The organism is Altererythrobacter chaiwopuensis (assembly GCF_054957755.1).
The window spans coordinates 988,449-1,009,606 of the sequence record NZ_JBTXJG010000001.1; the positions used below are offsets into that span (position 1 = coordinate 988,449).

Consider the following 21,158-nt stretch of genomic DNA (forward strand, 5'->3'; position numbering starts at 1 on the left):
ACCGGTCATCACGCCTTCAGGTTCTGAGCGCAGCAATCAGGCCTTCGTTGAGCCAGCGCCCGAGCAATGCGCCTGCGCGCATCGCTGCCTGCTGCGCCTCATCGGCCGTCGCCTCCTCGCCTGCCAGCATCATGCACATCTCGCCATAGGGCATGCCGCCCTGGAGCGCGGCAAAGGCACGTGCTTCCTCAACGCTTCCCATCATGAATGTCGCGCGTTCGCCTTCGCGCCAGACCAGCACCGATTGCGGTGTGTCAAGCGCAGTTGCCACATGCACCAGCTCGTCTTCGCCAAGCGCGTTCCAGATCGCCCGCATATTGTGCGAGACTTGGCGCGATGCGGCCCCCGGCAGGAATTCGAGCCGTAGATTGGTCCATTCCTCTTCCCCGAAGCCGCTCGTCTGCCAGGTAAAACCGTCAGCATCGAGCGATGCGACATCGGCCGAAGTGAATGCCTGAAACATGGCCCATTCCAGCCAGGCAAGCTCTGCCACTTCGGGGTCGTTGCGGAACAGCTCGGCGCAGGTTGCGTCAAACCCTGCGCCCGCATCGTCAAGCGTCCAGCTGGTTGGCGGATTGGTGATCACATGATGCGCGGCGGCGCGGCGAAAGGCATCTTCACCAACCCAGCGCTCGGTCTTTTCATAAGTGCTTTTGAGCGCCTCGATGAGCGAAGATCGATAGTTGCCGCGATAAACCTCGATCCCCGCTGCGTGGCGATCATTCCAGCCCTGCGGCAGCGGGGCCTCATCAAACAGCACTTGTGCCATGAAGGCGGCCTGCCGCTCGGCAAGGGATGGTGTATCGTTCATGCCGCAACACCCGGCCGGGCCGAGGCGGCAAGCTTGCGCGCCTGATCCAGCTCGTCAAGCAGCTCACCCAGCGGCGGGATCTTGTCGTCGCGCTCGATCATGGTGGCGACCGGCTGCTCGATCTTCACCATCGCACGGGCATAGAGCGCCCAGACCTCGTCACACACTTCGCGGTCATGTGTGTCGATGATGATCTGGCCAGGGGTATGCCCGGCAAGGTGAATTTGGCGCACGCGCTCCATCGGCAGCCCGGCAATATAATCACCCGCGCTGAACCCGTGGTTGCGCGCGCTGACATAGATATTGTTGACGTCCAGCAGCAGGTAGCAACCTGTGCGGCGTGCCATCTCGCTGATGAATTCCCATTCGGTGAACTCGTCTTCGGGAAATGTCAGGTAACTCGAGGGATTTTCGAACAGCATCGCGCGCCCGAGATGATCCTGCGCGCGCTCGATATTGGCGCAGACCACGCCCAGCGCTTCCTCGGTCAGCGGGAGCGGCAATAAATCGTGGCTGTTATGTGCGCTGGTGCGGGTCCAGCACAAATGGTCCGATACCCACAGCGGATTGATGCGGCGTTCGAGCCGCTTGAGCTTGTCGAGATATTGGCGATCGAGCCCGCTGGCAGAACCGATTGACATCGACACGCCGTGAATGATCACGGGATGTTTTTCGCGCACCTGTTCGAGAATTCGCAGCGGACGGCCGCCATCAAGCATGTAATTCTCGCTGATGACCTCGACGAAATCGACTGCGACGTCGTTATCAAGGAAATCGGCGTAATGCGTGCGGCGCAGGCCAAGCCCGAATCCGCCGAATGGTTCGATCTGATTCATATCCATTCGAGATACATCAAAAAGCGATGGCCCGGCACCCTACAGGGATTCAGGGGTTGGGATTGCGGGCGCCGGGCCATCTAGCCGGAGAGGCTAGCCGATCAGCCTAGATCGCCGATCGTGCCGCCCTTCGTCAGGCATTCGCCTGCCTTCATCTCCGTGAAGCCGTGGCCCTTGCATTCGTTCTGGCCCTTGCAGGCATTTTCGCTGGTAGCGCAGTCAGCCTGGCCCTTGCACGCATGCACACCATAACAATGCACCGCATCATCGGCGTTTAGCGCGCCGCCGCTGCTGCCAGCGGGGGGCTCTGCAGCGAAAGCGGCGACCGAGGAAAGCGCCATCGCGCCGGCAAGGGCTGCAAATGCGGTTTTGCGGGTTTCAATCTTCATCAAGCACTCCATTTCCCACCATGACCGGAACGGGGGCGTCCGTGTGTGGATACAGTTGAGTTCGTCTATTGAAGGCGGGAGGTTACTTGGGGGTTGGATTTTTTTGCTGTAACCAGATGCGAATAATCGCCGAACCAGCCGATAGTTGCGACCTAAACAGCAGGTTCGCTTGCAACACTCGCATATCTGGAGAAGAATTATGACGACCAAATCAATCACCAATTTCGTAGGGTTCGCGATTGCCGCCGGCGTTGCTGCAGGCCTTGCCGCTACTCCGGCAGTGGCCCAGAAGCAGCCGATGGAAAAATGCTATGGCGTTGCCAAGGCTGGCAAGAATGATTGCGCGGCCGGGCCGGGCACGAGCTGCGCCGGAACTTCGACCCGCGATTACCAGGGCAATGCCTGGAAGATGGTGCCCAAGGGCAGCTGCACCGGCATTGAGACTCCCAAGGGCAACGGTTCCTTGGCGCCTGTCGAACGTTGATTAAGACGGTATCCGAACAGGAGAAGTGAAGTATGAGCAGCCTGGTCTCAATCTACGAACGCCTTGTGAAAATCGCTTCCGGTACGTTTGTCGAGGGGCTGGCGCTGCTCTTCACTCGTGTTGCGCTCGCCGGGATTTTCTGGCGATCCTACCAGACCAAGGTGGAAGAAGGCACCTGGCTCCAGATCAAAGATGTACAATACATGATCTTTGAGATGGAGTTTTCGGGCCTTCCTCTGCCGACCGATCTGGCCGTGCCAATGGCAACCTATGCGGAATTTGCTTTCCCCATATTGCTGGTTGCCGGCCTCGCCACGCGTTTTTCGGCGCTGGCGCTGATGATTATGGCGCTGGTCATCCAGGTGTTCGTTTTCCCCACCTCGGAGCACTTTTTTGGTTGGGCCATCGGCGTAATAGCCTTGGCAGCTATCCTGATCGTGCGGGGCGGCGGGGTGCTCTCTGCTGACGCCCTGATCGCCAAAGCGCGCGGAAAATGATAGCTGACGAAGCCACACTCGCCCGCCTCATGGCGGCGGCACAAAAAGGCGACAAGCCTGCCTATAATGTGCTGCTGTCAGAGGCGGGAATGTGGCTGGAGCGTTATTTCCGCCGGCGCGTTCCTCCCCACCAGCTCGACGATCTGGTGCAGGACGTGCTGATGGCGCTGCACGCAAAGCGCAACACTTATGATAGGTCGCGTCCCTTTCTTCCGTGGCTGGCCGCGATCGCCCGCTATCGCTGGGTCGATCATCTGCGCAAGGTCTACAAGCATGAAAGCGATCTGCTGGAAGACAATGACGCCTATGTCGACAGCGACGAGGACGTGATCGAAGCGCGGGTCAGCCTGGAGCGGCTGTTCGTGCACTTGCCTTCCAGCCAGGCCGAGGCAATCGAGCTGGTCAAGATCGAAGGACTTTCGATCCACGAAGCCTCCCAAAAGACTGGCCAGAGCGAAAGCCTGGTCAAAGTCAATATCCATCGCGGACTCAAGAAATTGTCCGCACTCGTTGAGAAAGCATAAGAGCGATGAACAAGTATCGCGATAATCTGATTTCCGGACTGACCAAGGAATTGGCACCGGTTCGCACATTTGCGATGCGTGACGGGGCCGCACTGGTAGCAGCGGCTTCGGTTGTTACGCTGGCCGCAGTCATGCTGGTCGAAGGCCTGGGCGCGCGAGTGTTCCAGGGCCAGGCTGCGCCTTTCTTCTGGATCACCAATGGATTGCTCCTGCTGCTGGGGCTTGCAAGCGCCGGTGCCGCCATCGCGCTGGCTTCGCCAGGCGTGGGCAGTCGTCACGATGCGCCCAAATGGGCGGCTGCGATGCTTGGCGTGTTGCCGCTCGCGGCACTGATCAGTGTGTTTTCGCGCGTCGGCACAGGCGAGATAGTGTTCGATCTTTCGGCGCTGCACTGCTTTGTCGCATCGCTGGCATCGGCACTGTTTACCGGCGGCGCACTGATCCTTTGGCTCAGGCGCGGGGCACCAGTATCGCTGGAGTCGGCAGGCTGGTTTACCGGGATCGCCGCAGGGGCATTGGGCACGTTGATCTATGGCATGTCCTGCCCGATCGACAACCTGACCCATATGGGCATCTGGCACGTCGCGCCGGTTGCCGTGGCGGCGCTGATCGGGCGTCTGGCCGTGCCCAGCCTCATCCGCTGGTAGATATCAGCCGGGGCTGCTCCGTAAAAGGGAGCAGCCCGTCATTGCTCCTTCATCGGCGCATGGCTATATCCCCGCCATGTCCTCAGTCAGACCTTGGCGCGACATCATGCGTCGCAAAAGCCGCCAGATCATGGTCGGCAATGTTCCTGTAGGCGGCGATGCGCCGATTACGGTGCAGACCATGACCAATACCCCCACCGAAGATGCCGTGGCGACGATCGACCAGATCCGCCGGTGCGAGGAGGCGGGCGCGGACATAATTCGCGTTTCCTGCCCCACCGAAGAGGCAACCGCAGCTTTCAGCAAGATCACCAGGGCGGCGCGGGTACCGATCGTCGCGGACATCCATTTCCACTACAAGCGCGCGCTTGAGGCAGCAGACGCAGGCGCGGCATGCCTCAGGATCAACCCGGGCAACATAGGTTCGTCGCAGCGCGTTGCCGAAGTCGTCCGCGCGGCCAAGGCCAATGGCTGCGCCATCCGCATCGGCGTCAATGCCGGCAGTCTCGAAAAGGATTTGCTGGAGAAATATGGCGAGCCCTGCCCCGAAGCGCTGATCGAAAGCGCGCTCGACCATATCAAGCTGCTGCAGGACCATGACTTCCACGAATATAAGGTGGCGGTGAAGGCCAGTGACGTTTTCCTGGCCGTGGCGGCCTATCATGGCCTGGCTGAGACGGTCGATTGCCCGCTGCACCTGGGGATCACCGAGGCCGGAGGGTTGATCGGCGGCACGGTGAAAAGCTCGATCGGGATCGGATCGCTGCTTTGGGCCGGGATCGGAGATACGATCCGGGTCAGCCTTTCGGCGGAGCCGGAGCAGGAAGTGAAGGTCGGTTTCGAAATTCTCAAATCGCTGGGCCTGCGGACCCGCGGCGTTCGGGTGGTCTCGTGCCCCAGCTGTTCGCGCCAGGGCTTCGATGTGATCCGCACAGTGGAAGCGCTCGAAAAACGGCTCGAACACATCAAGACGCCGATGAGCCTTTCGGTGCTCGGCTGCGTGGTCAACGGCCCCGGAGAAGCGCGCGAAACCGATATCGGCCTTACCGGCGGCGGCAAGGGCAAGCACATGGTCTATCTGCGCGGAGTTACCGACCACCATGTTGCGAGCGAGGACATGCTCGACCATATCGTGTCGCTGGTGGAAGCCAAGGCGGCAGAGATCGAAGCGGGAGAAGCGGCGGCATTCGATCCTCATGCCGCGCATGCAGTCGCCGCCGAATAGCCAGGCAAGAAGGCAGCAATGATCGCCGCCCTGATCCTGGCGCTTGCGCTGGCCATGGATGCTTTCGCTGTGGCCCTGACACAAGGCGCACGATTTCGCCCCCATGCACTTGGCGCGGTGCAAATCGCACTTGCATTCGGCGTAGCGCAGGGCGTGATGCCGCTGATCGGCTGGAGCATCGGCGCCTATGCCTTGCAGTTTGTTGCGGCATGGGATCACTGGATCGCCTTCGCCCTGCTCGCCTTTCTCGGCCTGCGCATGATCTTTGCAGGCGAGCATCAGGACGAAGCCTTGAAGCTTTCCGGCGCGGCGTTGTTCATGGCCTCCATTGCGACCAGCGTGGACGCGCTGGCGGCGGGCATTACCTTGCCCACGCTGGATATTGCGCCGCTGCCCGCAGCCGCGCTGATCGCAGGTGTGACCTTCGCGCTTTCGCTGGTCGGCGTCGTCCTGGGTCGCCGCGCCGGCGACCGCTTCGGGCGTACTGCCGAGATTGCGGGCGGCGTGATCCTGATTGCGCTGGGCTGCAAGATTTTGATCGAACACACCGTAATCGCGTGAAAATGCGTGCTCTCACCCGCGCAAAAAATTGTCTGTTCACCAGATAGCCAGAATTGCGCTATAGTGTGATGCGATGAACAGGCGCGATCTCGTCAAGTCTGGACTTGCTGCGGGTGCGGCACTTGCCGTCCCTGCGCGCGCTTTTGCCATGCCGCAAAAGGGATCAGCCCGCGATCGTGAACTGTTCGAATTGGCCAAGCGCGAGCTTGACCGCGCCGGCGATGCGATCTGGAAACGCGACATTGTGGGTATTGCCGATTTCGGCCTCCATTCGGCCGAGCGCCGGTTCCACTTCGTCAATCTCGAGCGCGAGGAAGTGCAAAGCTACCATGTCAGCCACGGCACCGGATCCGACCCCGAGCATGACGGTTTCCTGAAGCGTTATTCCAATACTGAAGGTTCGAACGCGACCAGCCGCGGCGCCTATGTCACCTGGGAATGGTATGTCGGGCGCTATGGCACTTCAGTCCGGCTGGGCGGGATCGATCCGACCAATGAAGCAGCCTTTCGCCGTGCGATCGTGATGCACCGCGCCAATTATGCTGAGCCGGAACATATTGATCGCTGGGGACGGTTGGGCCGCTCCAACGGCTGCTTCGCCATGGGCGAGGAACAGTTCCGCATCGCGCTCATGAATCTTTCGGGCGGGCGGTTGCTGTTCGCTGACAGCCTGGGCCTTGCCAATGAAGGCGAAAGGCTTGCTGTCAATGAAATAGAATTGCTGCAACCCGTCCGTCCACTTGCAAGCCAGCGCTACAATCCGGCGATCTATTGAGCCGCTGGCTACTGAGCGCGGGATAGGGCAAATTCGGCCAGCACACCGCCGACCTGTGCCAGCACTGCCTCAGCAGCAGGGTCCATCTCGTTATGTGTTCGTGCTGCACGGTAGTACGTAGCAAAAGTGTAGCGCGCGCCGTCTGGCGCATGGGCAAAGCCGATGTCGACGTAGATCGCGTCCGCGCCGGGCCAAATCGACGTACCGGTCTTGTCGCCGCTTTGCCAATCCTGCGGCAAGCCTGCCCGCACGCGCCGCGCTCCGGTGCGGGTTTCGCTCATCCACTGCATCAACAAGGCGGCGTTTGCGGGGTTCAACACGTCGCCATGCAGGATTTGTTCCAGCGTACGCGCCATCGCCAGCGGGCTGGTGGTGTCGCGCACTTCACCGGGGGGGACTTGGTTCAGATCAGGCTCGTAGCGGTCAAGCCGGCTGACCGGATCGCCCAGCGTGCGCCAGAATTCGGTCAAGTCCTGGGGTCCGCCCAGCCGCTTGAGCAGGATATTGGCCGCGGCGTTGTCGCCCAAGGTCTGGGTCGCCCTGGCAAGCTCGAGCAGCGTGGCCCCTTCTTCCAGCCTGCGTTTGGTGAAGGGCGAAACGGACATCAGGTCCTGCGCGGACCAGCGCACATGTTCGCCCGCGTCGATCTTGCCAGCTTCGTCGTGATGGAGCAGCATGGCCGCGAGCGATAGCTTGAATGATGAGCAGTGTGCGAACAGCTCATCTCCGCGATGGGCCAGCGTTCGCCCGCTGCCGCTCTCATACAGCGCCACACCCAGCGTGCCACCAGCCGCTGCCTCGATGATCCGTAGGCGGGCCGCCAGTCTGCCGCTCGGCGAGGTATCGATCGGCACGCAGGCCGCCGCACCGAGCGAGGCAAGCCCAGCCAGCGCACTACGCCGGGAAATCGGGAAAGGCCGGGTCATGAGTATTTATCCCTTTTGCGTTTGCCAAAGCGCATATCGCCTTCCAGCTTGGCCCTGAGTTGGGCGTAGAATGCCGTAAGGAAAGCGCGTTCGTCACCCGACCCTGGCTCCCAGCCGATTTTGCGGCAAATCGCGGCATGGACTGCAGCGAGAGCATTTTCCTCGCCACCGCGCAAGACGCGCTCGAGCGTCTGCAATTCCTCCTCGCCGTAGACCGAAAGCTCGGCCTCGCCGAAACTGTAGCGTGCGCCGGTCACCTGGCTGGTGCCATCCGCAGCACTCTGGGTCGAAAGCGTTTGCGCGAGATTCGCACGCGGGGTTTCCACTACCCAGGTTCCCGCAATAATATCGCCCGCGCGCATGGCGTCACGGTTGAAGAAGGGGAAACCCATGAAGATAAGGAACCAGATCATGCCCGCGATCCCCGCGCTGCCCATGGCGCCAGTGGGGGCGACCTGCAGGAACACCAGCGGCAGGAACAGCTCGATGTCGCGCAGCAGGTTGCGCGCGATCACCGCTTCTGCTCTCAGCTGCCCGCCATCGCGTGCGGCAACCCTGATCCCTACGATCCGCTTGCCCGGCGTCGCCCCGCGCGGACCCAGTTCAAAGCCGAGGAAATAGCCATAGCGCGCCAGGAAGCTGAACAGGATCAGGATCACGCCGATCAGTTCCGCCGCGCCGCCGATCTCATCTTCGATACCAGCCATGAGCTGTTCGATCAGGTCGCCCAGTGTCCAGAACAGCACCAGGGTCACGGCCAGCATACCGGCTGCGATAATCACGAAATCGAGCACCAGCGCACCCACCCGCGCTCCGCGCGAAGCAATCGTGAGCGGCAAGGCAATGCCTTCGGGCGTCAGCATGTAACGCTGCCGCTTGGCCAGCGTGGCCGGTACAAAGCCGGTGCGATGACTGTTCATGCTTCGCTCTGTCCCGTGCCGCGCGGGCGATAAGCGAAGAAATAGGCCAGCCACAGTGCCAGCATTGTGGCGCCGATCAGCAAGCGGTCCGTGCTCGCTGCGAGGAGCTGCCGCGGAAAGGCTTCGAGGAAGGCAGCGACAACCATCATCAGCACCACGCCGACCATCACCACTGCGGCGCGGCGCCCGCTTTCCTGCGCGGCAACAAGCACTGAACGCTCACCCGGAAAGGCCATAGACCGACCGATGTGCAGGCCGGCGGCTCCCGCCAGCAGGATCGCGAACAGCTCGGTCGTGCCGTGCACGCTCAGCCAGGCGAGGAAGTTGAAAGTCAGGTCCTGGCTCGCGAATACCCACATCATTGCGCCCATCAGGGCCATGTTGTGCAGCAGCAGCATCAGAGAGGGGATACCAAAGGCAAAACCCAATGCGAAGGCCAGGATCGCCACGCCCGCATTGTTGCTGAATAGCGAGGCGGCAAAGATCGAAAGCCCGTCGGCGCCGTTTTCGGTGGCCAAAGTATCGAGCAATTGCTCGCGGCTGGCCCCTGGCACGCGCCCGCCCGCCATTGCGCCCGGTACCAGCGCGTAGAACCACTCGCTATCGCGCGCGACCAGCAGCCAACCGACCACGCCGCCCGCTACCATCACCGCCAGCGCAATACACAGGTCGAGCCAGATTTCGCGCACCGCGCGGCTCCACCCGCCCTTCAGGAACCCGCGCAGCCAGCCCCACAACCCGGTTTGCGGGCCATAGACCTGGAACCAGGCGCGTTGCACCAGCGCCTCGAGATAACCCAGAGTTGCCGCGTCGAGAGAAGTCTCGCGCGCCACGGCCAGGCTTGAGGCGGCGGTGCGATAGAGCGTCGGCAGAGCCAGCAAGTCGGCATCGTTCACCCGCCGGATCGAGCCCTTCTCCATCCGCGCAACGATTTCTTCGAGTCGCCGCCAATCGGTTTCGCGCTCGAGCCGGAAGCGGTCCGAACGCAGCGCTGCGCTGGCCGCGTCGGGCGGTGCCTCGATTTCGCCTGGAGCGAACCATTTGGCGATACCTGGCGGCTTCATCCGATCGCCTCGTGCCGTTTCACTTCGAAATAACGATCGATCAGTTGCGGCCCGATCTTGCGCCACGGCGCTTCGATTACATCAATGCCGAGCTGCCGCAAGCGTTCGAGCACCAGCGCGCGCTGGCGCGCCAGCGTGTCGGCGGTAACGCTGCGAGCCAACGTGGTGAGATCGGTAGGCGCAGCCTCGACGAATGCCTCGATCTCGCTATCGGCGATGGTCACGAACAGCACCAGATGGTGACGCACCAGTCGCCCCAGGCTCTCCACCATCAGCTCGGCAGCGGTGGGATCGGTGAAGTCGGAAAAGAGCACGATCATCGAACGGCGTTTGAGCTTGCCGGTCAGATGCGCCATGGCCAGCGTGAAATTGGGCTCTGCGGAATGGTAATCTAGACTGGCAGCGGCGCGCTGCAAGCGCGGGAACGCGCGGGTCTCCGCGATGAAAGGGGTCATCGGACCCGGCCGCTGGGCAAAGCCGAACAGCGCCACCCGGTCACCGCCCTTGAGCGCGACATAAGCGCAGGTGAGCGCGGCTGAAACCGCCCGATCTATGCGCGGTAGGCCGTCAACCGGCTCGCACATTGCCTGGCCGCAATCGAAGGCGAAGACGATCTGGTTGTTGCGTTCAGCTTCGTTTTCGCGGGCATAGAGCCTGGTGTGCCGGGCGCTCGCCTTCCAGTCGATCCAGCGCCGATCCATGCCGGGTTGGTATTCGCTCAGCGCTTCGAACTGGCTGCCTTCGCCGCGCAGGCGGCGGGCGATCAGGCCATGCTGGGCATTGCGCAGGAAAGTTTGCAGGTCGCGGCTGCGCACCGGGCTGAGATCGGGCCAGATGCGCACTTCCTGGTCGAGCTCGCGCTGCGTCTGGCGTGCGCCAAGGCCGAGCGGCCCGACCCAGCGCATCCAGCCCCGGAACAGCCTGCCGGTGCCGCGCCGCACCGGCACCGCGGAATGGGTTCCGGCAAAACTCCCCACGCCATCTCCGGCGCCAAGGCGCACCTCGGCGCGTCCGCCGCCCCCGAGCCGGGGATCGAACGCCAGCGCGGCCTCGATCCGCTGCGGCATGGCGGCGCTGGCAAAACTTCCCGAGATAATCATCTCGAGCGGCTCGCCCACTTCGGTATCGGCGGGCACTGTAATGTCCCAATCCACAAGGCGGCCCGCCATCCAGCCGTCGAGCAATACCAGGACCAGCAATGCCCCTGCCGCAATCGGCGCAACCACCCAGGCACCGGGCGTGCTTGCTGCTATCACCAGTGCCACAGGCGCCAGCGCGGCGGCCAGCCAGGCCGCGCGCTCGGTGGGCACAAAGGGGAGCACCAGCGGCATCGGATCAGCGCGGAGCCTCGGTCGCCTCGACCAGTTCGGCCACCAGCGCTTCGACTTCGCGGCCTTCGATCTCTGCCGCAGGGCTAAGGCTCAACCGGTGGCGCAGCGTCGCCACGGCCAGCGCCTTTACGTCATCGGGGATGACATAGTCGCGCCCTTCCAGCGCAGCCCGCGCCCGTGCTGCATTGGCCAGCAACACCGCCGCGCGCGGGCTTGCACCCACTGCCAGTTCGGCATGCTCGCGCGTCGCGCGCACCAGCCGCACGACATAATCGATCACCTCCTGCGCCGCGGTTACTCCCTTGATCACCCCGGCAACCCGGGCGAGCTGTCTGGCATCGGCTACCGCGCTCACCCCCAGATCGGCAGGGCGCGGCGGCCCCTGATGCTGGCCAAAGCGCGCCACGATCGCGGCTTCCTCTTCCGCTTCGGGATAGGGCACCAGCAATTTGAACAGGAACCGGTCTAGCTGGGCTTCGGGCAAGGGATAGACACCCTGGTTCTCGATCGGGTTCTGCGTTGCGATCACCATGAAGTGATCGGTCAGCGCATGGGTTTCGCCGTCCAGCGTCACGCGCCGTTCCTGCATCGCTTCGAGCAAGGCAGCCTGGGTTTTGGGCGGGGTGCGGTTGATCTCGTCAGCTAGCAACAGGTCACAGAAGATCGGCCCGCGGGTAAGGGTGAACTGGCTGGTCTGGAAGTTGAACAGGTTGGAGCCCAGAATATCGCCCGGCAGCAGGTCAGGGGTGAACTGGATGCGCCCGAAATCGAGCCCCAATGTCGCGGCAAAGCTTTGTGCCAGCAGCGTTTTGGCAGTGCCCGGTGGCCCCTCAAGCAGTACGTGTCCCTGGCTGACCATGGCGATCTGCAAGTGATCGATCAGACCACTCTGGCCGATAATCACCTTGCTCACTTCGCGCCTGATCGCATTCGCAAGATCGCGCAGTTCCTCAGGCTGCATCGGGCCAAGCCGCATCCGGGATGCATCGCTCATCTGGTCAATTTCCTTTCAAGCTCGTGCAAATGCTCGGCCGCGCCGAGAATTTCAGATGGTTTGCGCGCGTGCCGCAGGGCCTCAGCACGCGATGAAAACGGTTCCTCTTCCGGCAGGGTGCGCTTCAGCGCCACATCGATTGCCTCAGGGGTTGCATGCGCCAATCCCAAGCGGCGTGCCAGCCGCCTCGCTGTCAGGTCGGCATAGGGCGCGGTCAGCAGCCTCAGGCGCCGCGCGCGCAGCACCAGCCGCGCGCCACTGGTGACCAGGCGGCTCTTGCCGAAAGCATCGGCCCGCGCTTCGGCCCGCGCCGGTCCGAAGCGCTGAAAAGCGCGCCAGCCAACTACGAACAAAGCCATGATCAGGCACAGTGTCGCGGCCAGGAAAGGCGGGCGGAAAGCGAGCGTCAGCAGGTTTTGCGCCGATCCCAGCCCGTTGAGCGTGAGATCGAAGGTGACAGACATATCATCATCATATCCGGCCTCGCGCACCAGCGCGAGCGCCAGCGCCGCGCGCCGGGGATCGGCCAGCCCGTAATTGTTCATCAAATCGGGCTCGGTCACGAAGACGACCCATTGCGCCTCGGCGTAATAGTCGCTGTCCTGTTCGCCCAGCACAAGATGCGCAAGCGAATGGCCGGCATCATCAGCTACCCAGGCCTCGTGTAGTTTGCTGGGTTGGGCATAGATCACCGCGCTTGCAGGCAGGCTGCCGGTGAGGTCGAAACCGCTCCAACCTGCTCGCTTGCCGCCATCGAGTTGTTCCTCCTTCAATTCCACCGCGAAGGGCGCGGGCAAATCTCCGACCCATTCTGGCGCGCTGGAAAACACCAGCCGCACCCAGCCATCCCTGATCTTGCCTTCTAGCTGCTCGCGCAGCCTGCCCCTGAAACCTGTCACGCCCCATTTGGGCAGGATCACAATCGTTGGTCCCAGATCGCGCCGCTGATCCAGGATCTGGCCGATTTCCTCGGCATCGGCGTTCATCGGCGGCGTCAGCACGAGCAAGTCATAGGTTTCGAAGGCAGCCGGGCTGCGCGACTGCGTTACTGCATAGCCTTGCGCCTCGAGCAGGTGCACCAGCCCGGCATAGCCGTTGAGTCCCTTGGACGCGGCGTGTGCGCCGCCAGCGCCATTCCGGTTGCCTGTATCGCCCGCGCCGATGAAATAGACCAGAGCGAGGAACGACAGTGCACCGGTAAGCACGATAGCCAGCACCGCGCGCGGCGAAAAGGGTGAGGTGCCCGGCTGGCTCATGCGGTGATGCCTTCAAGCCGGACAAGCGCGAACTCGGCATAGGCTTCTCGGGCGGCGTCCCAGTCTTCCTGTTCGAGCGAGCGCAGCGCAAACAGGCTGCGCTCGACCCGTTCCGAAATGGTCTGGAAAGCGTGCCGCGCGGCATCGGGCAGCGTCGGCAGGTGCGCCAGTTCGCGCGCGGTCGAGGATGGTGGAACCCAGTCGGGCCGAGCAGTGGCGATCTGGTTCACGCTGCGCAGCAGCAACAAGTGGGTCGCCTCGTCATAGCGGCCTTCCGATGCCAACCGATCGGCATCTTCCAGCAAGGCGATAGCCGCACTCTGGTCAGGGCGCCATTCTGATTCTGCCGCATCCTGAGAGGAGACACGTTTGCGGCGGGCAAGCGGATCGAAAATACGCCAGAGGACAAACAACAGTGCCGCGATCATGATCGCCAGCAGAGCCCAGCGCAGCATTGGCCAGGCGTTGCCCAGCGCGCCGCCCAGCGAATCCCCGATCAGATTGCCCAGCCATTCGAAAAAACGCTGCAACATGCCGGGTTCGCGCGGTGCCTGTTCGGGCAGGTTGACCGGTTCGAACTGGATCGCAGGGTCGGCGCGCAATTCTTCCCAGCCTGCGGGCGCTGCGCCACCCGTTGAAACCTGATTTGCTGCAACCGCCATGAACTCCATTGGTGGCACGCAGGCGGGCGCGGCGCAAGCGGCTCCCTGAAAAGCTGTTTAAGTGTTATCAGGCATGGGCTTAACCCCGCTTGCGCGCCTGACGGTAAGTCCCCAGTATGGTCAGCTCCTTGCTGTGGAAAGCGAGCTCTTCCATGGCGCGATCCACGGCTGGATCGCCAGGGGCACCGATGATGTCAGCATAGAACATGGTGGCTGAGAAACTGGTGCCGGTCTGATAGCTTTCCAGCTTGGTCATGTTGACGCCATTGGTAGCGAAACCGCCCATCGCCTTATACAGCGCGGCAGGGATGTTCTTCACCTCGAACACGAAGGTGGTGATCGTATCTTCGCCGCTAAGCGTGGCGGGATCGAGCGCCTCGCGCGCGCAGATCACGAAGCGCGTCATATTGTCTGGCGAATCCTGCACATGCTGTTCGGCGATTTCCAGCCCGTAAAGCTCGGCAGCTATTGGTGGCGAAATCGCTGCCAGCGTAGGATCTCCCTTTTCGGCCACAAAGGCTGCGGCGCCAGCGGTATCGGCATAGCTCATCGGCACGATCCCGCGCTCACGCAGGAACTTGCGCGATTGGCCCAGCGCCTGCGGGTGACTGTAGGCGGCGGTGAATGGCCCTTTGCCCAAGCCCATCAGCGCGTGATCGATCGGCATGAAATATTCACCCACGATCTTCAGCCCGCTTTCGGGCAGCAGGAAGTGGATATCAGCCACGCGCCCATGCTGCGAATTCTCAATCGGGATGATCGCGCAGCCCGCTTTGCCCGCTTTCACTGTGTCGAGCGCATCCTCGAAACTGAAACAGGGTAGCGGCAGATATTCCGGACAAGCCTCTTTCGCGGCGCGGTGCGAATTGGCCCCGGGCGAGCCCTGGAACGCGATTGCGCGCTCTGGCGCGGCCTGCGCCGATTCGCGCATCGTCTGGACCATCGCAAGGGCCGGGGCAGGAAAACTGTGCATGGCCAAGGCGACTATCGCCCGTAAACCCCTGCTGCAAGCCAATTGCGCGGCTTGCAACAGATAGTGCCTTGATCGGTCTTGCTAAGCCGTGCGCTGCCGACTAGAGCGGCGGGCGAATTCACCAGGGATATTTCGCGGATCTGTTTTCATCATGGACGATCGTTTCAACACTGCCGCCGGCTGGGTGCTTTTCGCCGGTATCATCGCGCTGGGCCTGTCGGTCCTCAGTGGCAAGTATTTCCACGCGGACAAGCCTGAGCGGCCTGAAAAAATTGGCTACCAGATCGAAGGCGTTGAGGCAGAAGGCGCGGGCGCAGAGGCAGCGCCGGATCTTGGCACGCTGATTGCAGCTGCGACGCCTGAAGCCGGGGCCAAGGTCTTTGCCAAATGCGCAGCCTGCCACACGATCGAGCAGGGCGGGGCGAACGGTATCGGCCCCAATCTCTGGGGTGTGATGGGAACCGGGATCGGCCAGCATGTCGCCGGTTTCGCCTACAGCCCGGCGCTCTCCGGCCATGGTGGCAACTGGACCTGGGAAAACATGGATGCCTGGCTCACCAACCCGCGGGGTTTCGCAGACGGGACCAAGATGAGCTTCGCCGGCCTGCCCAAGCCCGAAGATCGCGCCGCGATCATGGTCTATATGGAAAGCATGGGCGGTGCCCCCGCGCGGCCCGAACCTGTCGTAGCCGAAGAGGCGCCTGCCGAGGAGGCTGCTGCCGAGGGAGAAGGCGAAGCAGCGGCTGAAGAAGCCCCCGCAGAGGGAACGGAAGCCGAAGCCTGAGCTGTCGCCAGCGCATGCAACGTGAATTTCGGGGCTGTGCGAGCTGATCGCGCGGCCCCTTTTTATTGGAGCAGGCCGCTAGTCGCGGTGGCCCTTGAAGCCCTGTGCCACCACATACCATTCGGATGAGCCTTTGCGGCTTGCGGGCGGCTTGGCATGCTTCACCGATTTGAAGTGTGATTTGAGCAGCCTCAGCAGCTCGTCATCGGTGCCGCCGGCCAGCACCTTCGCCACGAAGGCGCCGCCTTGGGCAAGATTTTCGACTGCAAACCAGGCGCCTGCCTCTACCAGCCCCATGGTGCGCAAATGATCGGTCTGCTTGTGGCCAACGGTGTTCGCCGCCATGTCCGACAGGATCAGATCGGCCTTGCCGCCAAGCGCCTCTTCCAGCGCGGCAGGGGCGCCATCGTCCATGAAATCCATCTCGAAGATGGTCACGCCTTCGATCGGTTCGGTCGGTAGCAGGTCGATCCCCACCACCGTGGCTTTCGGAGCTAGCTTGCGCACCACCTGGCTCCAGCCGCCTGGCGCAATGCCCAGGTCGACAATGCGCTTGGCGCCGCGGATCAGGCTGAATTTCTCGTCCAGCTCGATCAGCTTGTAGGCCGCGCGACTGCGATAGCCTTCTGCCTTGGCCTGCTTGACATAAGGATCGTTGAGCTGGCGCTCAAGCCAGCGGGTCGACGATGCGGTGCGCCCGCGGGCGCTCTTGACCCGCTTGTCAGGATTGCGACCGGAGCGGCTCATTTGGCGCGATCCAGCGAAGGATCGCGTGCGGGCCATGCCGGACGGTTCTCATGCAGTGGATGCGGGTGAGCCAGTTCACGCGCCATCAGGCTGCGCAATATGCCTTCGCGGATTCCGCGATCGGCCACGCCCAGGCGGGTAGCGGGCCAGATGTCGAGGATCGAATCCAGGATGGCGCAACCAGCCACCACCAGTTCGGCACGGTCGCGCCCGATGCAGGGAACTTCGCTGCGCTCCTGCGGTGAAAGCGCGGACAGTTGGGCTGTAATTCCGCGCATGGATTGAGCGGGCACGATCAACCCGTCAACCGCATTGCGATCGTATTGCGGCAGCTTGAGATGCAGGCTGGCCAGTGTGGTCACCGTTCCGCTGGTGCCCAGCAGGCGCAGCTTTTCCGCCTTTGCAGCAGGCGCGATACGCTCGGCAAAATCGGCAAAGCTGTCGCGCACAACGCGGCGCATTTCGGCATAGCGTGCGGCGCGTTCATGCGGATCGCCCTCGACCTTGCCAACGGTGTCGGTAAGCGAAACCACGCCCCATGGCACGCTCAGCCAATCACGCATTTCGGGCACACCGCCGCCCTGTTCGAGCAGCACCAGTTCGGTCGAGCCCCCGCCGATGTCGAATATGATTGCAGGCCCGGTGCCAGGTTCGAGCAGGATCTGGCAGCCGAGCACCGCCAAGCGCGCTTCCTCTTCTGCGCTGATGATGTCTAGCGCGATGCCGGTTTCCTCGCGCACGCGGGCGATAAAATCGGCTCCGTTGGCGGCGCGGCGGCAGGCTTCAGTGGCGACCGAGCGTGCCAGGTGGACATTGCGGCGGCGCAGCTTTTCAGCACACACGGTGAGGGCCTGCACGGTGCGGTCCATCGCTGCATCGCTGAGCTTGCCAGCCTTGGCCAAACCTTCACCCAGCTTCACCACACGGCTGAAGGCGTCGATTACGGTAAAGCCGTCTCCCGAAGGACGGGCGATCAGCAGGCGGCAGTTGTTGGTGCCAAGGTCGATTGCCGCATAGGCCTGCCCCGGGCGCGGGCCCGATATGTTGAACGGCTTCTTGGGCTGGCCTCGATTCGCACGATTTTCAGCGAGATCGCTGTTCGCAGGCTTCGCTGCTACCATGCCGCGCGCATTGGCCCCGCGCGGGGGGCGTTTATCCTTGGGCTTGGCGGGGCGCTTGTAGCGAAAATCGGCTACCTTGCCGGACTTACCGCCCCTTTTTGGGCCTGCCCTGTTTTTTCCGTCCGGCGGAGAAGAATCCGCCATATTAAATACTTTCTTTCCTCCCGCCGCATGTAGCGCACGGGGACCTGCCCCTTAGCTAGCGTGTGGACGCGCGCTGGGCAAGCGCGCTCACAGGCTGGGCCTTGACCTGAGCGCTGGCGGAAACTAGATGCCCTGCGCTCTCAACCGGTCAATTCGGGCCGGACGGGCGATTGCCCCGTCGTCTAATGGTAAGACTACGGACTCTGACTCCGTCAATTGAGGTTCGAATCCTCACGGGGCATCCAAACCTTTCGATCCGGCTGTGCATTGATGGGCGGGCCGTTTTGCCCGCCTAGTCCGGTTGCGCGTCGTTAACGCCTTTGAGCCCCAGCGGGCTGAATGGGCCGATGATCAGCTGTTCGAATACGCCGATCCCCTGGTCATCAGGCGTGTTCGCCCTGGTTAAGATCTGCACATGCAGATTTTCAGGAGCGAGCGGATCGAGCCCGGCAAGATCGATATCCTCACGTTCGACCCTCAGCGGGCCGTGATGCATGCCGTGACCCCATTCGGAGTGGGTATAGCCCAGCCCCTTCATCTGGAAGCGTGTGAGCGGTTCGAACGTAATCTGTTCGGGCGCGCCCCTGACCGCCAGCGACAGGGTGCCGCCACCCGGCCAGCGCGTGCCGGGCGCGAGCCGGGTGCGCATCGACCCGACCCCTTCGGCAATCTCGTCCGCGCTCGCACCATCGCCCGCCCAGGCTGCGCGAGTATTCCAGGCTTCGCCATGTGCGTCATTATTGACGTGGAAGAACAGGCTGCCACCTGCAAAATTGATTGGCGTCCATTGCCAGAAGAAGCTGGGGATCGGGGCGCCGGGCATGGGTTGCATGTCGCGCGCGCCCACCGGCCTTATGCCCCAACTGCGGTCGCGCGTGCCCATTGTGCCGGGCGCCATATCCTCGCGCGCACCGTTGAGCGAAATCCATCCCTCGTAATGCCCGTTCTGCGTCATGCGGGTATAGTCCATGAAGGCACGCGGCCCGATGCGGTGGGTGAAACGCGGCTCCTCGATCGGGAAAGCTCGCCCGGTGAAGGTGAACTCGCCCGCGATCCCATGGGTTTCGTCAATCGTCACCTTGAGGCGTTGCAGCGGCTCGATCACCTCGATCGCGATCGGGCCAACGCGCATCGACATGCGCTCCACGCCAAGCTCACAGCTGGCGTGAAGGCAATATTGGGTGCCGCCGCGGATGAAGCTGAAGTGCGCGTCTGCCACATCGAGGTGGGGATAGACGCCAAATGCCAGCGCGAAGAAGCCGCTGCCATCGGGGGTGTAGCCATTGAAGAAATAACGGTCGTAGAAATTGCGATCCGTTCCCGAATAGGCGACCGGTTCCGGGGTCTGGTGCAACGGAAAGTCATCACCTTTGCTCAGCGCCATTGTCTTATCCTTCCTCAAGCAGCCGCATGCTGTCATGTTCGAGCGCCAATGCACAGGCACCGCGCGCCATCGACAGGAAATTGGCATCACCGCGCTCGGTGCGTTCGACAAATGCGGCACTGAACACCGCCGTCGATACACCATGCAGAGCGCCAATCACATAGTCGCGCCAGATATCCTCGCGTGTCAGCTTCACCCCGCGCCGGGTCATCTCGGCACAATAGAGATCGAGCAACTCACGCTCGTGCTTCCGGCGCAATTCGTCGCCGATTCCACAGCCGAGGAAATATCCGATGTCGGTCAGCGGATTGCCGATGCCAACCGTCTGCCAGTCAAGCACGGCGATCGGCTCAGCGCCTGCGCCAATCCCGAACAGCATGTTGTCGAGCCGGAAATCGCCGTGCACCAGGCCAATGCGCGTATGTTCGCGCGATAGCCAGGCGTTGCTGGCAGCGAGCGCTTCGCACAGCGCCATGAACTCGGGTTCCAGCGTATCGGCATAACGCTCGGCAAACAAAGCCTGTGCCTGCGGATATAGCGTGCGAACCTGGGCAGTTGCATTCGGATCGGGTTGCAGCCAGCCCAGTTCAAGGATTGCCGGATTGTTCCACGATGGCGCATGGATGCCGGCCGCCTGCATGATCGCATGGCGGGCATCCTCCACGCTGCATCCGGCCAGCTGGTTGCCCCCGCGCTGCGGCGCCAGGTCTTCGAACAGCAGGATGAAGGCTCCTCCATCCTCGCTTACTTCGGCGCAATAGGTGGTCGGCACGCGCACATCGAGCTGCGGCGCGACTTCGCGGTAAAAGCGTACTTCCCTGGTATAAAGGCCCAGCATGGCAGCGGTGCCGCGGCTGGTGGGGTTTTCGGCCGGAAATTTGCCTGCAACGCTGGCCGGCCCGTTTGCTGAGCCATCGTAGCTGAGGTGGAAGCGCGCGCTGTCACCCACTTGCCCGGTGCCGATCGGCTCCCAGCGAAGCCCCGTTACCGCACCGCCTGAAACCACTCCGGCATCGCGCAATTGTGCGGTCAACCAATCGGTTGTCACCTCACCGGGATGCGACGGGAATCCCACCATGCTCATTCTCCCTCGACCCCGACCTTATGTAGCGTCATTGGGGTGGGCAACGCTACTTTTTGAGGTTTTCGCAATAGGTTGCAGGCCGCCTGCCGATCTTAGCTTGCGGACATGGGTGGCACGCCTTAGGCCATTAAACATGGACAAGAAAAACAAAGAACACGAGCTGGTGGACCATAAGTTCTACCATGCAGAACAGGAAGCCCCCTTCCGCGATCACACAGAAGATCCCGGCACGCCGCAAACCCGCCATCCAACCTACCGGCTGGCATTTGCCGATGGCGAGTTCCTGCTGCGCGATGAATTGCGCCCGGTACGTTTCCAGCTTGAGCTGCTCAAGCCGGAGATGTTGCTGGAAGAGGCCGGTGTCGGTTCAACCCTGGTGATGTATGGTTCGGCACGCATACCTTCGCCCGAGGAAGCCGATAGGCTGGTTGAAGAGGCGGATGAAGTGCGCAAGCCGATCGCGCAGAAGCTGGCCGACAAGGCGAAATACTACACCGAAGCCTACAAGCTGGCGCGGCAGGTGAGCGAGCTGGCGATTATCGAGAACGGCAAGCGGCAATTCGTTATCTGCTCAGGCGGTGGCCCTTCAATCATGGAGGCCGCAAATCGCGGGGCCAGCGAAGCAGGGGCCGAATCGATCGGGCTCAATATTTCGCTGCCGCACGAACAATATCCCAATACCTATGTCACACCCAGCCTCAGCTTCCAATTCCACTATTTCGCGCTGCGCAAGATGCACTTCCTGCTGCGAGCGCGCGCGGTGGCGGTGTTTCCCGGCGGATTTGGAACGCTCGATGAATTCCTCGAGCTGCTTACACTGATTCAAACTGGCAAGATGAAGCCGATTCCTGTGCTGCTGTTCGGCAAGGAGTTCTGGAGCCGGGTGATCAATTTCGACGCTCTGGTAGAGGAAGGCACGGTCAACCGCGACGATCTTGATCTGTTTCATTGGTGCGAGAGCGCAGATGAGGCCTGGTGCCACATTTCCGAATTCTACGATCTGGAATGTTGATTCGGGG

At 62.3% G+C, this 21,158-nt stretch carries 24 protein-coding genes and 1 tRNA gene; 10 read left to right on the plus strand and 15 right to left on the minus strand.

Annotation, left to right across the window (positions count from 1 at the left end; translation table 11 throughout):
• Positions 1 to 16 precede the first annotated feature (16 nt).
• The 3 genes from ACX2DJ_RS04860 to bufA2 all read right to left on the minus strand — a co-directional run bounded on the left by ACX2DJ_RS04860 (position 17) and on the right by bufA2 (position 2,036).
• Complete coding sequence (locus tag ACX2DJ_RS04860; protein ID WP_462571304.1) at positions 17 to 811, minus strand: HvfC/BufC N-terminal domain-containing protein; 795 nt, start codon at positions 809 to 811, stop codon at positions 17 to 19.
• Positions 808 to 1,647: an MNIO family bufferin maturase gene (gene bufB / locus ACX2DJ_RS04865; protein WP_462571305.1), complete on the minus strand. Its 840-nt coding sequence runs from the start codon at positions 1,645 to 1,647 to the stop codon at positions 808 to 810. The genes ACX2DJ_RS04860 and bufB overlap by 4 nt, the downstream gene beginning before the upstream one ends.
• 101 nt (positions 1,648 to 1,748) lie before the next feature.
• Positions 1,749 to 2,036 (minus strand): BufA2 family periplasmic bufferin-type metallophore, encoded by a 288-nt coding sequence (gene bufA2 / locus ACX2DJ_RS04870; RefSeq protein WP_462571306.1) that lies wholly within the window; start codon positions 2,034 to 2,036, stop codon positions 1,749 to 1,751.
• A 199-nt stretch (positions 2,037 to 2,235) separates the two neighbouring features.
• Here bufA2 and ACX2DJ_RS04875 point away from each other — a divergent pair, with 199 nt between their 5' ends.
• From ACX2DJ_RS04875 to ACX2DJ_RS04905, 7 genes are all read left to right on the plus strand, one after another.
• Positions 2,236 to 2,520, plus strand: coding sequence for a BufA1 family periplasmic bufferin-type metallophore (locus tag ACX2DJ_RS04875; RefSeq protein ID WP_462571307.1), 285 nt, complete (start codon positions 2,236 to 2,238; stop codon positions 2,518 to 2,520).
• 32 nt (positions 2,521 to 2,552) lie between these two features.
• On the plus strand, positions 2,553 to 3,017 hold the full coding sequence (locus ACX2DJ_RS04880) for a DoxX family protein (RefSeq protein ID WP_462571308.1): 465 nt from the start codon (positions 2,553 to 2,555) through the stop codon (positions 3,015 to 3,017).
• Entirely contained in the window at positions 3,014 to 3,541 is a 528-nt protein-coding gene (locus ACX2DJ_RS04885) for a sigma-70 family RNA polymerase sigma factor (RefSeq protein ID WP_462571310.1), read from the plus strand. The genes ACX2DJ_RS04880 and ACX2DJ_RS04885 overlap by 4 nt, the downstream gene beginning before the upstream one ends.
• Positions 3,542 to 3,546: 5 nt before the next feature.
• Positions 3,547 to 4,188 carry an NrsF family protein gene (locus ACX2DJ_RS04890; protein ID WP_462571311.1) on the plus strand — a complete coding sequence of 214 codons (642 nt, stop codon included), beginning with the start codon at positions 3,547 to 3,549 and terminating at the stop codon, positions 4,186 to 4,188.
• 76 nt (positions 4,189 to 4,264) lie between these two features.
• Positions 4,265 to 5,413 (plus strand): flavodoxin-dependent (E)-4-hydroxy-3-methylbut-2-enyl-diphosphate synthase, encoded by a 1,149-nt coding sequence (gene ispG / locus ACX2DJ_RS04895; RefSeq protein ID WP_462571312.1) that lies wholly within the window; start codon positions 4,265 to 4,267, stop codon positions 5,411 to 5,413.
• A gap of 18 nt (positions 5,414 to 5,431) precedes the next feature.
• Entirely contained in the window at positions 5,432 to 5,974 is a 543-nt protein-coding gene (locus tag ACX2DJ_RS04900; protein WP_462571313.1) for a manganese efflux pump MntP, read from the plus strand.
• Between the two features lie 73 nt (positions 5,975 to 6,047).
• Positions 6,048 to 6,749, plus strand: a complete 702-nt coding sequence (locus tag ACX2DJ_RS04905; protein WP_462571314.1) for a murein L,D-transpeptidase catalytic domain-containing protein — start codon at positions 6,048 to 6,050, stop codon at positions 6,747 to 6,749.
• 8 nt (positions 6,750 to 6,757) lie between these two features.
• Here the strand turns inward: ACX2DJ_RS04905 and bla are convergent, their stop codons facing one another.
• From bla to ACX2DJ_RS04945, 8 genes are all read right to left on the minus strand, one after another.
• Entirely contained in the window at positions 6,758 to 7,675 is a 918-nt protein-coding gene (gene bla / locus ACX2DJ_RS04910; protein ID WP_462571315.1) for a class A beta-lactamase, read from the minus strand.
• Positions 7,672 to 8,595, minus strand: a complete 924-nt coding sequence (locus ACX2DJ_RS04915; RefSeq protein WP_462571316.1) for an RDD family protein — start codon at positions 8,593 to 8,595, stop codon at positions 7,672 to 7,674. Before ACX2DJ_RS04915 ends, bla begins: the two co-directional genes overlap by 4 nt.
• Positions 8,592 to 9,659, minus strand: a complete 1,068-nt coding sequence (locus ACX2DJ_RS04920; protein ID WP_462571317.1) for a stage II sporulation protein M — start codon at positions 9,657 to 9,659, stop codon at positions 8,592 to 8,594. The genes ACX2DJ_RS04915 and ACX2DJ_RS04920 overlap by 4 nt, the downstream gene beginning before the upstream one ends.
• The gene (locus ACX2DJ_RS04925) at positions 9,656 to 10,990 is read right to left on the minus strand and encodes a DUF58 domain-containing protein (RefSeq protein WP_462571318.1); all 1,335 of its coding nucleotides are present in this window, start codon (positions 10,988 to 10,990) and stop codon (positions 9,656 to 9,658) included. The genes ACX2DJ_RS04920 and ACX2DJ_RS04925 overlap by 4 nt, the downstream gene beginning before the upstream one ends.
• Positions 10,991 to 10,994: 4 nt before the next feature.
• Positions 10,995 to 11,951 carry an AAA family ATPase gene (locus tag ACX2DJ_RS04930; protein ID WP_462572554.1) on the minus strand — a complete coding sequence of 319 codons (957 nt, stop codon included), beginning with the start codon at positions 11,949 to 11,951 and terminating at the stop codon, positions 10,995 to 10,997.
• 29 nt (positions 11,952 to 11,980) lie between these two features.
• On the minus strand, positions 11,981 to 13,240 hold the full coding sequence (locus tag ACX2DJ_RS04935; protein WP_462571319.1) for a DUF4350 domain-containing protein: 1,260 nt from the start codon (positions 13,238 to 13,240) through the stop codon (positions 11,981 to 11,983).
• Complete coding sequence (locus ACX2DJ_RS04940) at positions 13,237 to 13,902, minus strand: hypothetical protein (RefSeq protein ID WP_462571320.1); 666 nt, start codon at positions 13,900 to 13,902, stop codon at positions 13,237 to 13,239. The genes ACX2DJ_RS04935 and ACX2DJ_RS04940 overlap by 4 nt, the downstream gene beginning before the upstream one ends.
• Before the next feature lie 79 nt (positions 13,903 to 13,981).
• The gene (locus tag ACX2DJ_RS04945; protein ID WP_462571321.1) at positions 13,982 to 14,875 is read right to left on the minus strand and encodes a prephenate dehydratase; all 894 of its coding nucleotides are present in this window, start codon (positions 14,873 to 14,875) and stop codon (positions 13,982 to 13,984) included.
• A 151-nt stretch (positions 14,876 to 15,026) separates the two neighbouring features.
• Here ACX2DJ_RS04945 and ACX2DJ_RS04950 point away from each other — a divergent pair, with 151 nt between their 5' ends.
• Positions 15,027 to 15,659, plus strand: a complete 633-nt coding sequence (locus ACX2DJ_RS04950; protein ID WP_462571322.1) for a c-type cytochrome — start codon at positions 15,027 to 15,029, stop codon at positions 15,657 to 15,659.
• A 78-nt stretch (positions 15,660 to 15,737) separates the two neighbouring features.
• Here the strand turns inward: ACX2DJ_RS04950 and ACX2DJ_RS04955 are convergent, their stop codons facing one another.
• Positions 15,738 to 16,406, minus strand: coding sequence for an RlmE family RNA methyltransferase (locus tag ACX2DJ_RS04955; RefSeq protein WP_462571323.1), 669 nt, complete (start codon positions 16,404 to 16,406; stop codon positions 15,738 to 15,740).
• Complete coding sequence (locus ACX2DJ_RS04960) at positions 16,403 to 17,671, minus strand: Ppx/GppA phosphatase family protein (RefSeq protein ID WP_462571324.1); 1,269 nt, start codon at positions 17,669 to 17,671, stop codon at positions 16,403 to 16,405. The genes ACX2DJ_RS04955 and ACX2DJ_RS04960 overlap by 4 nt, the downstream gene beginning before the upstream one ends.
• Positions 17,672 to 17,842: 171 nt before the next feature.
• Between ACX2DJ_RS04960 and ACX2DJ_RS04965 the strand changes: the two genes are divergently transcribed.
• A tRNA-Gln gene (locus ACX2DJ_RS04965) sits at positions 17,843 to 17,916 on the plus strand.
• A gap of 47 nt (positions 17,917 to 17,963) precedes the next feature.
• Here the strand turns inward: ACX2DJ_RS04965 and ACX2DJ_RS04970 are convergent.
• Both ACX2DJ_RS04970 and ACX2DJ_RS04975 read right to left on the minus strand, forming a co-directional pair.
• A complete protein-coding gene (locus ACX2DJ_RS04970) occupies positions 17,964 to 19,055 on the minus strand; it encodes an Rv3169 family protein (RefSeq protein WP_462571325.1) in 1,092 nt (363 codons plus the stop codon).
• Between the two features lie 4 nt (positions 19,056 to 19,059).
• On the minus strand, positions 19,060 to 20,133 hold the full coding sequence (locus ACX2DJ_RS04975; RefSeq protein ID WP_462571326.1) for a phosphotransferase family protein: 1,074 nt from the start codon (positions 20,131 to 20,133) through the stop codon (positions 19,060 to 19,062).
• 139 nt (positions 20,134 to 20,272) lie between these two features.
• Between ACX2DJ_RS04975 and ACX2DJ_RS04980 the strand changes: the two genes are divergently transcribed.
• Positions 20,273 to 21,151: an LOG family protein gene (locus ACX2DJ_RS04980; RefSeq protein ID WP_462571327.1), complete on the plus strand. Its 879-nt coding sequence runs from the start codon at positions 20,273 to 20,275 to the stop codon at positions 21,149 to 21,151.
• The last annotated feature ends 7 nt before the right edge of the window (positions 21,152 to 21,158 follow it).

Excerpts from the sequence above, each read along its gene's own strand:
- ACX2DJ_RS04900 (WP_462571313.1), top strand. The coding sequence starts at position 5,432 with ATGATCGCCGCCCTGATCCTGGCGCTTGCGCTGGCCATGGATGCTTTC.
- bla (WP_462571315.1), bottom strand. The coding sequence starts at position 7,675 with ATGACCCGGCCTTTCCCGATTTCCCGGCGTAGTGCGCTGGCTGGGCTT.
- ACX2DJ_RS04970 (WP_462571325.1), bottom strand. The coding sequence starts at position 19,055 with ATGGCGCTGAGCAAAGGTGATGACTTTCCGTTGCACCAGACCCCGGAA.
- ACX2DJ_RS04890 (WP_462571311.1), top strand. The coding sequence starts at position 3,547 with ATGAACAAGTATCGCGATAATCTGATTTCCGGACTGACCAAGGAATTG.
- ACX2DJ_RS04860 (WP_462571304.1), bottom strand. The coding sequence starts at position 811 with ATGAACGATACACCATCCCTTGCCGAGCGGCAGGCCGCCTTCATGGCA.
- ACX2DJ_RS04880 (WP_462571308.1), top strand. The coding sequence starts at position 2,553 with ATGAGCAGCCTGGTCTCAATCTACGAACGCCTTGTGAAAATCGCTTCC.
- ACX2DJ_RS04935 (WP_462571319.1), bottom strand. The coding sequence starts at position 13,240 with ATGAGCCAGCCGGGCACCTCACCCTTTTCGCCGCGCGCGGTGCTGGCT.
- ACX2DJ_RS04940 (WP_462571320.1), bottom strand. The coding sequence starts at position 13,902 with ATGGCGGTTGCAGCAAATCAGGTTTCAACGGGTGGCGCAGCGCCCGCA.
- ACX2DJ_RS04915 (WP_462571316.1), bottom strand. The coding sequence starts at position 8,595 with ATGAACAGTCATCGCACCGGCTTTGTACCGGCCACGCTGGCCAAGCGG.
- ACX2DJ_RS04930 (WP_462572554.1), bottom strand. The coding sequence starts at position 11,951 with ATGCAGCCTGAGGAACTGCGCGATCTTGCGAATGCGATCAGGCGCGAA.
- bufB (WP_462571305.1), bottom strand. The coding sequence starts at position 1,647 with ATGAATCAGATCGAACCATTCGGCGGATTCGGGCTTGGCCTGCGCCGC.
- ispG (WP_462571312.1), top strand. The coding sequence starts at position 4,265 with ATGTCCTCAGTCAGACCTTGGCGCGACATCATGCGTCGCAAAAGCCGC.
- ACX2DJ_RS04955 (WP_462571323.1), bottom strand. The coding sequence starts at position 16,406 with ATGAGCCGCTCCGGTCGCAATCCTGACAAGCGGGTCAAGAGCGCCCGC.
- bufA2 (WP_462571306.1), bottom strand. The coding sequence starts at position 2,036 with ATGAAGATTGAAACCCGCAAAACCGCATTTGCAGCCCTTGCCGGCGCG.
- ACX2DJ_RS04925 (WP_462571318.1), bottom strand. The coding sequence starts at position 10,990 with ATGCCGCTGGTGCTCCCCTTTGTGCCCACCGAGCGCGCGGCCTGGCTG.
- ACX2DJ_RS04905 (WP_462571314.1), top strand. The coding sequence starts at position 6,048 with ATGAACAGGCGCGATCTCGTCAAGTCTGGACTTGCTGCGGGTGCGGCA.
- ACX2DJ_RS04960 (WP_462571324.1), bottom strand. The coding sequence starts at position 17,671 with ATGGCGGATTCTTCTCCGCCGGACGGAAAAAACAGGGCAGGCCCAAAA.
- ACX2DJ_RS04975 (WP_462571326.1), bottom strand. The coding sequence starts at position 20,133 with ATGGTGGGATTCCCGTCGCATCCCGGTGAGGTGACAACCGATTGGTTG.
- ACX2DJ_RS04875 (WP_462571307.1), top strand. The coding sequence starts at position 2,236 with ATGACGACCAAATCAATCACCAATTTCGTAGGGTTCGCGATTGCCGCC.
- ACX2DJ_RS04885 (WP_462571310.1), top strand. The coding sequence starts at position 3,014 with ATGATAGCTGACGAAGCCACACTCGCCCGCCTCATGGCGGCGGCACAA.
- ACX2DJ_RS04980 (WP_462571327.1), top strand. The coding sequence starts at position 20,273 with ATGGACAAGAAAAACAAAGAACACGAGCTGGTGGACCATAAGTTCTAC.
- ACX2DJ_RS04920 (WP_462571317.1), bottom strand. The coding sequence starts at position 9,659 with ATGAAGCCGCCAGGTATCGCCAAATGGTTCGCTCCAGGCGAAATCGAG.
- ACX2DJ_RS04950 (WP_462571322.1), top strand. The coding sequence starts at position 15,027 with ATGGACGATCGTTTCAACACTGCCGCCGGCTGGGTGCTTTTCGCCGGT.
- ACX2DJ_RS04945 (WP_462571321.1), bottom strand. The coding sequence starts at position 14,875 with ATGCACAGTTTTCCTGCCCCGGCCCTTGCGATGGTCCAGACGATGCGC.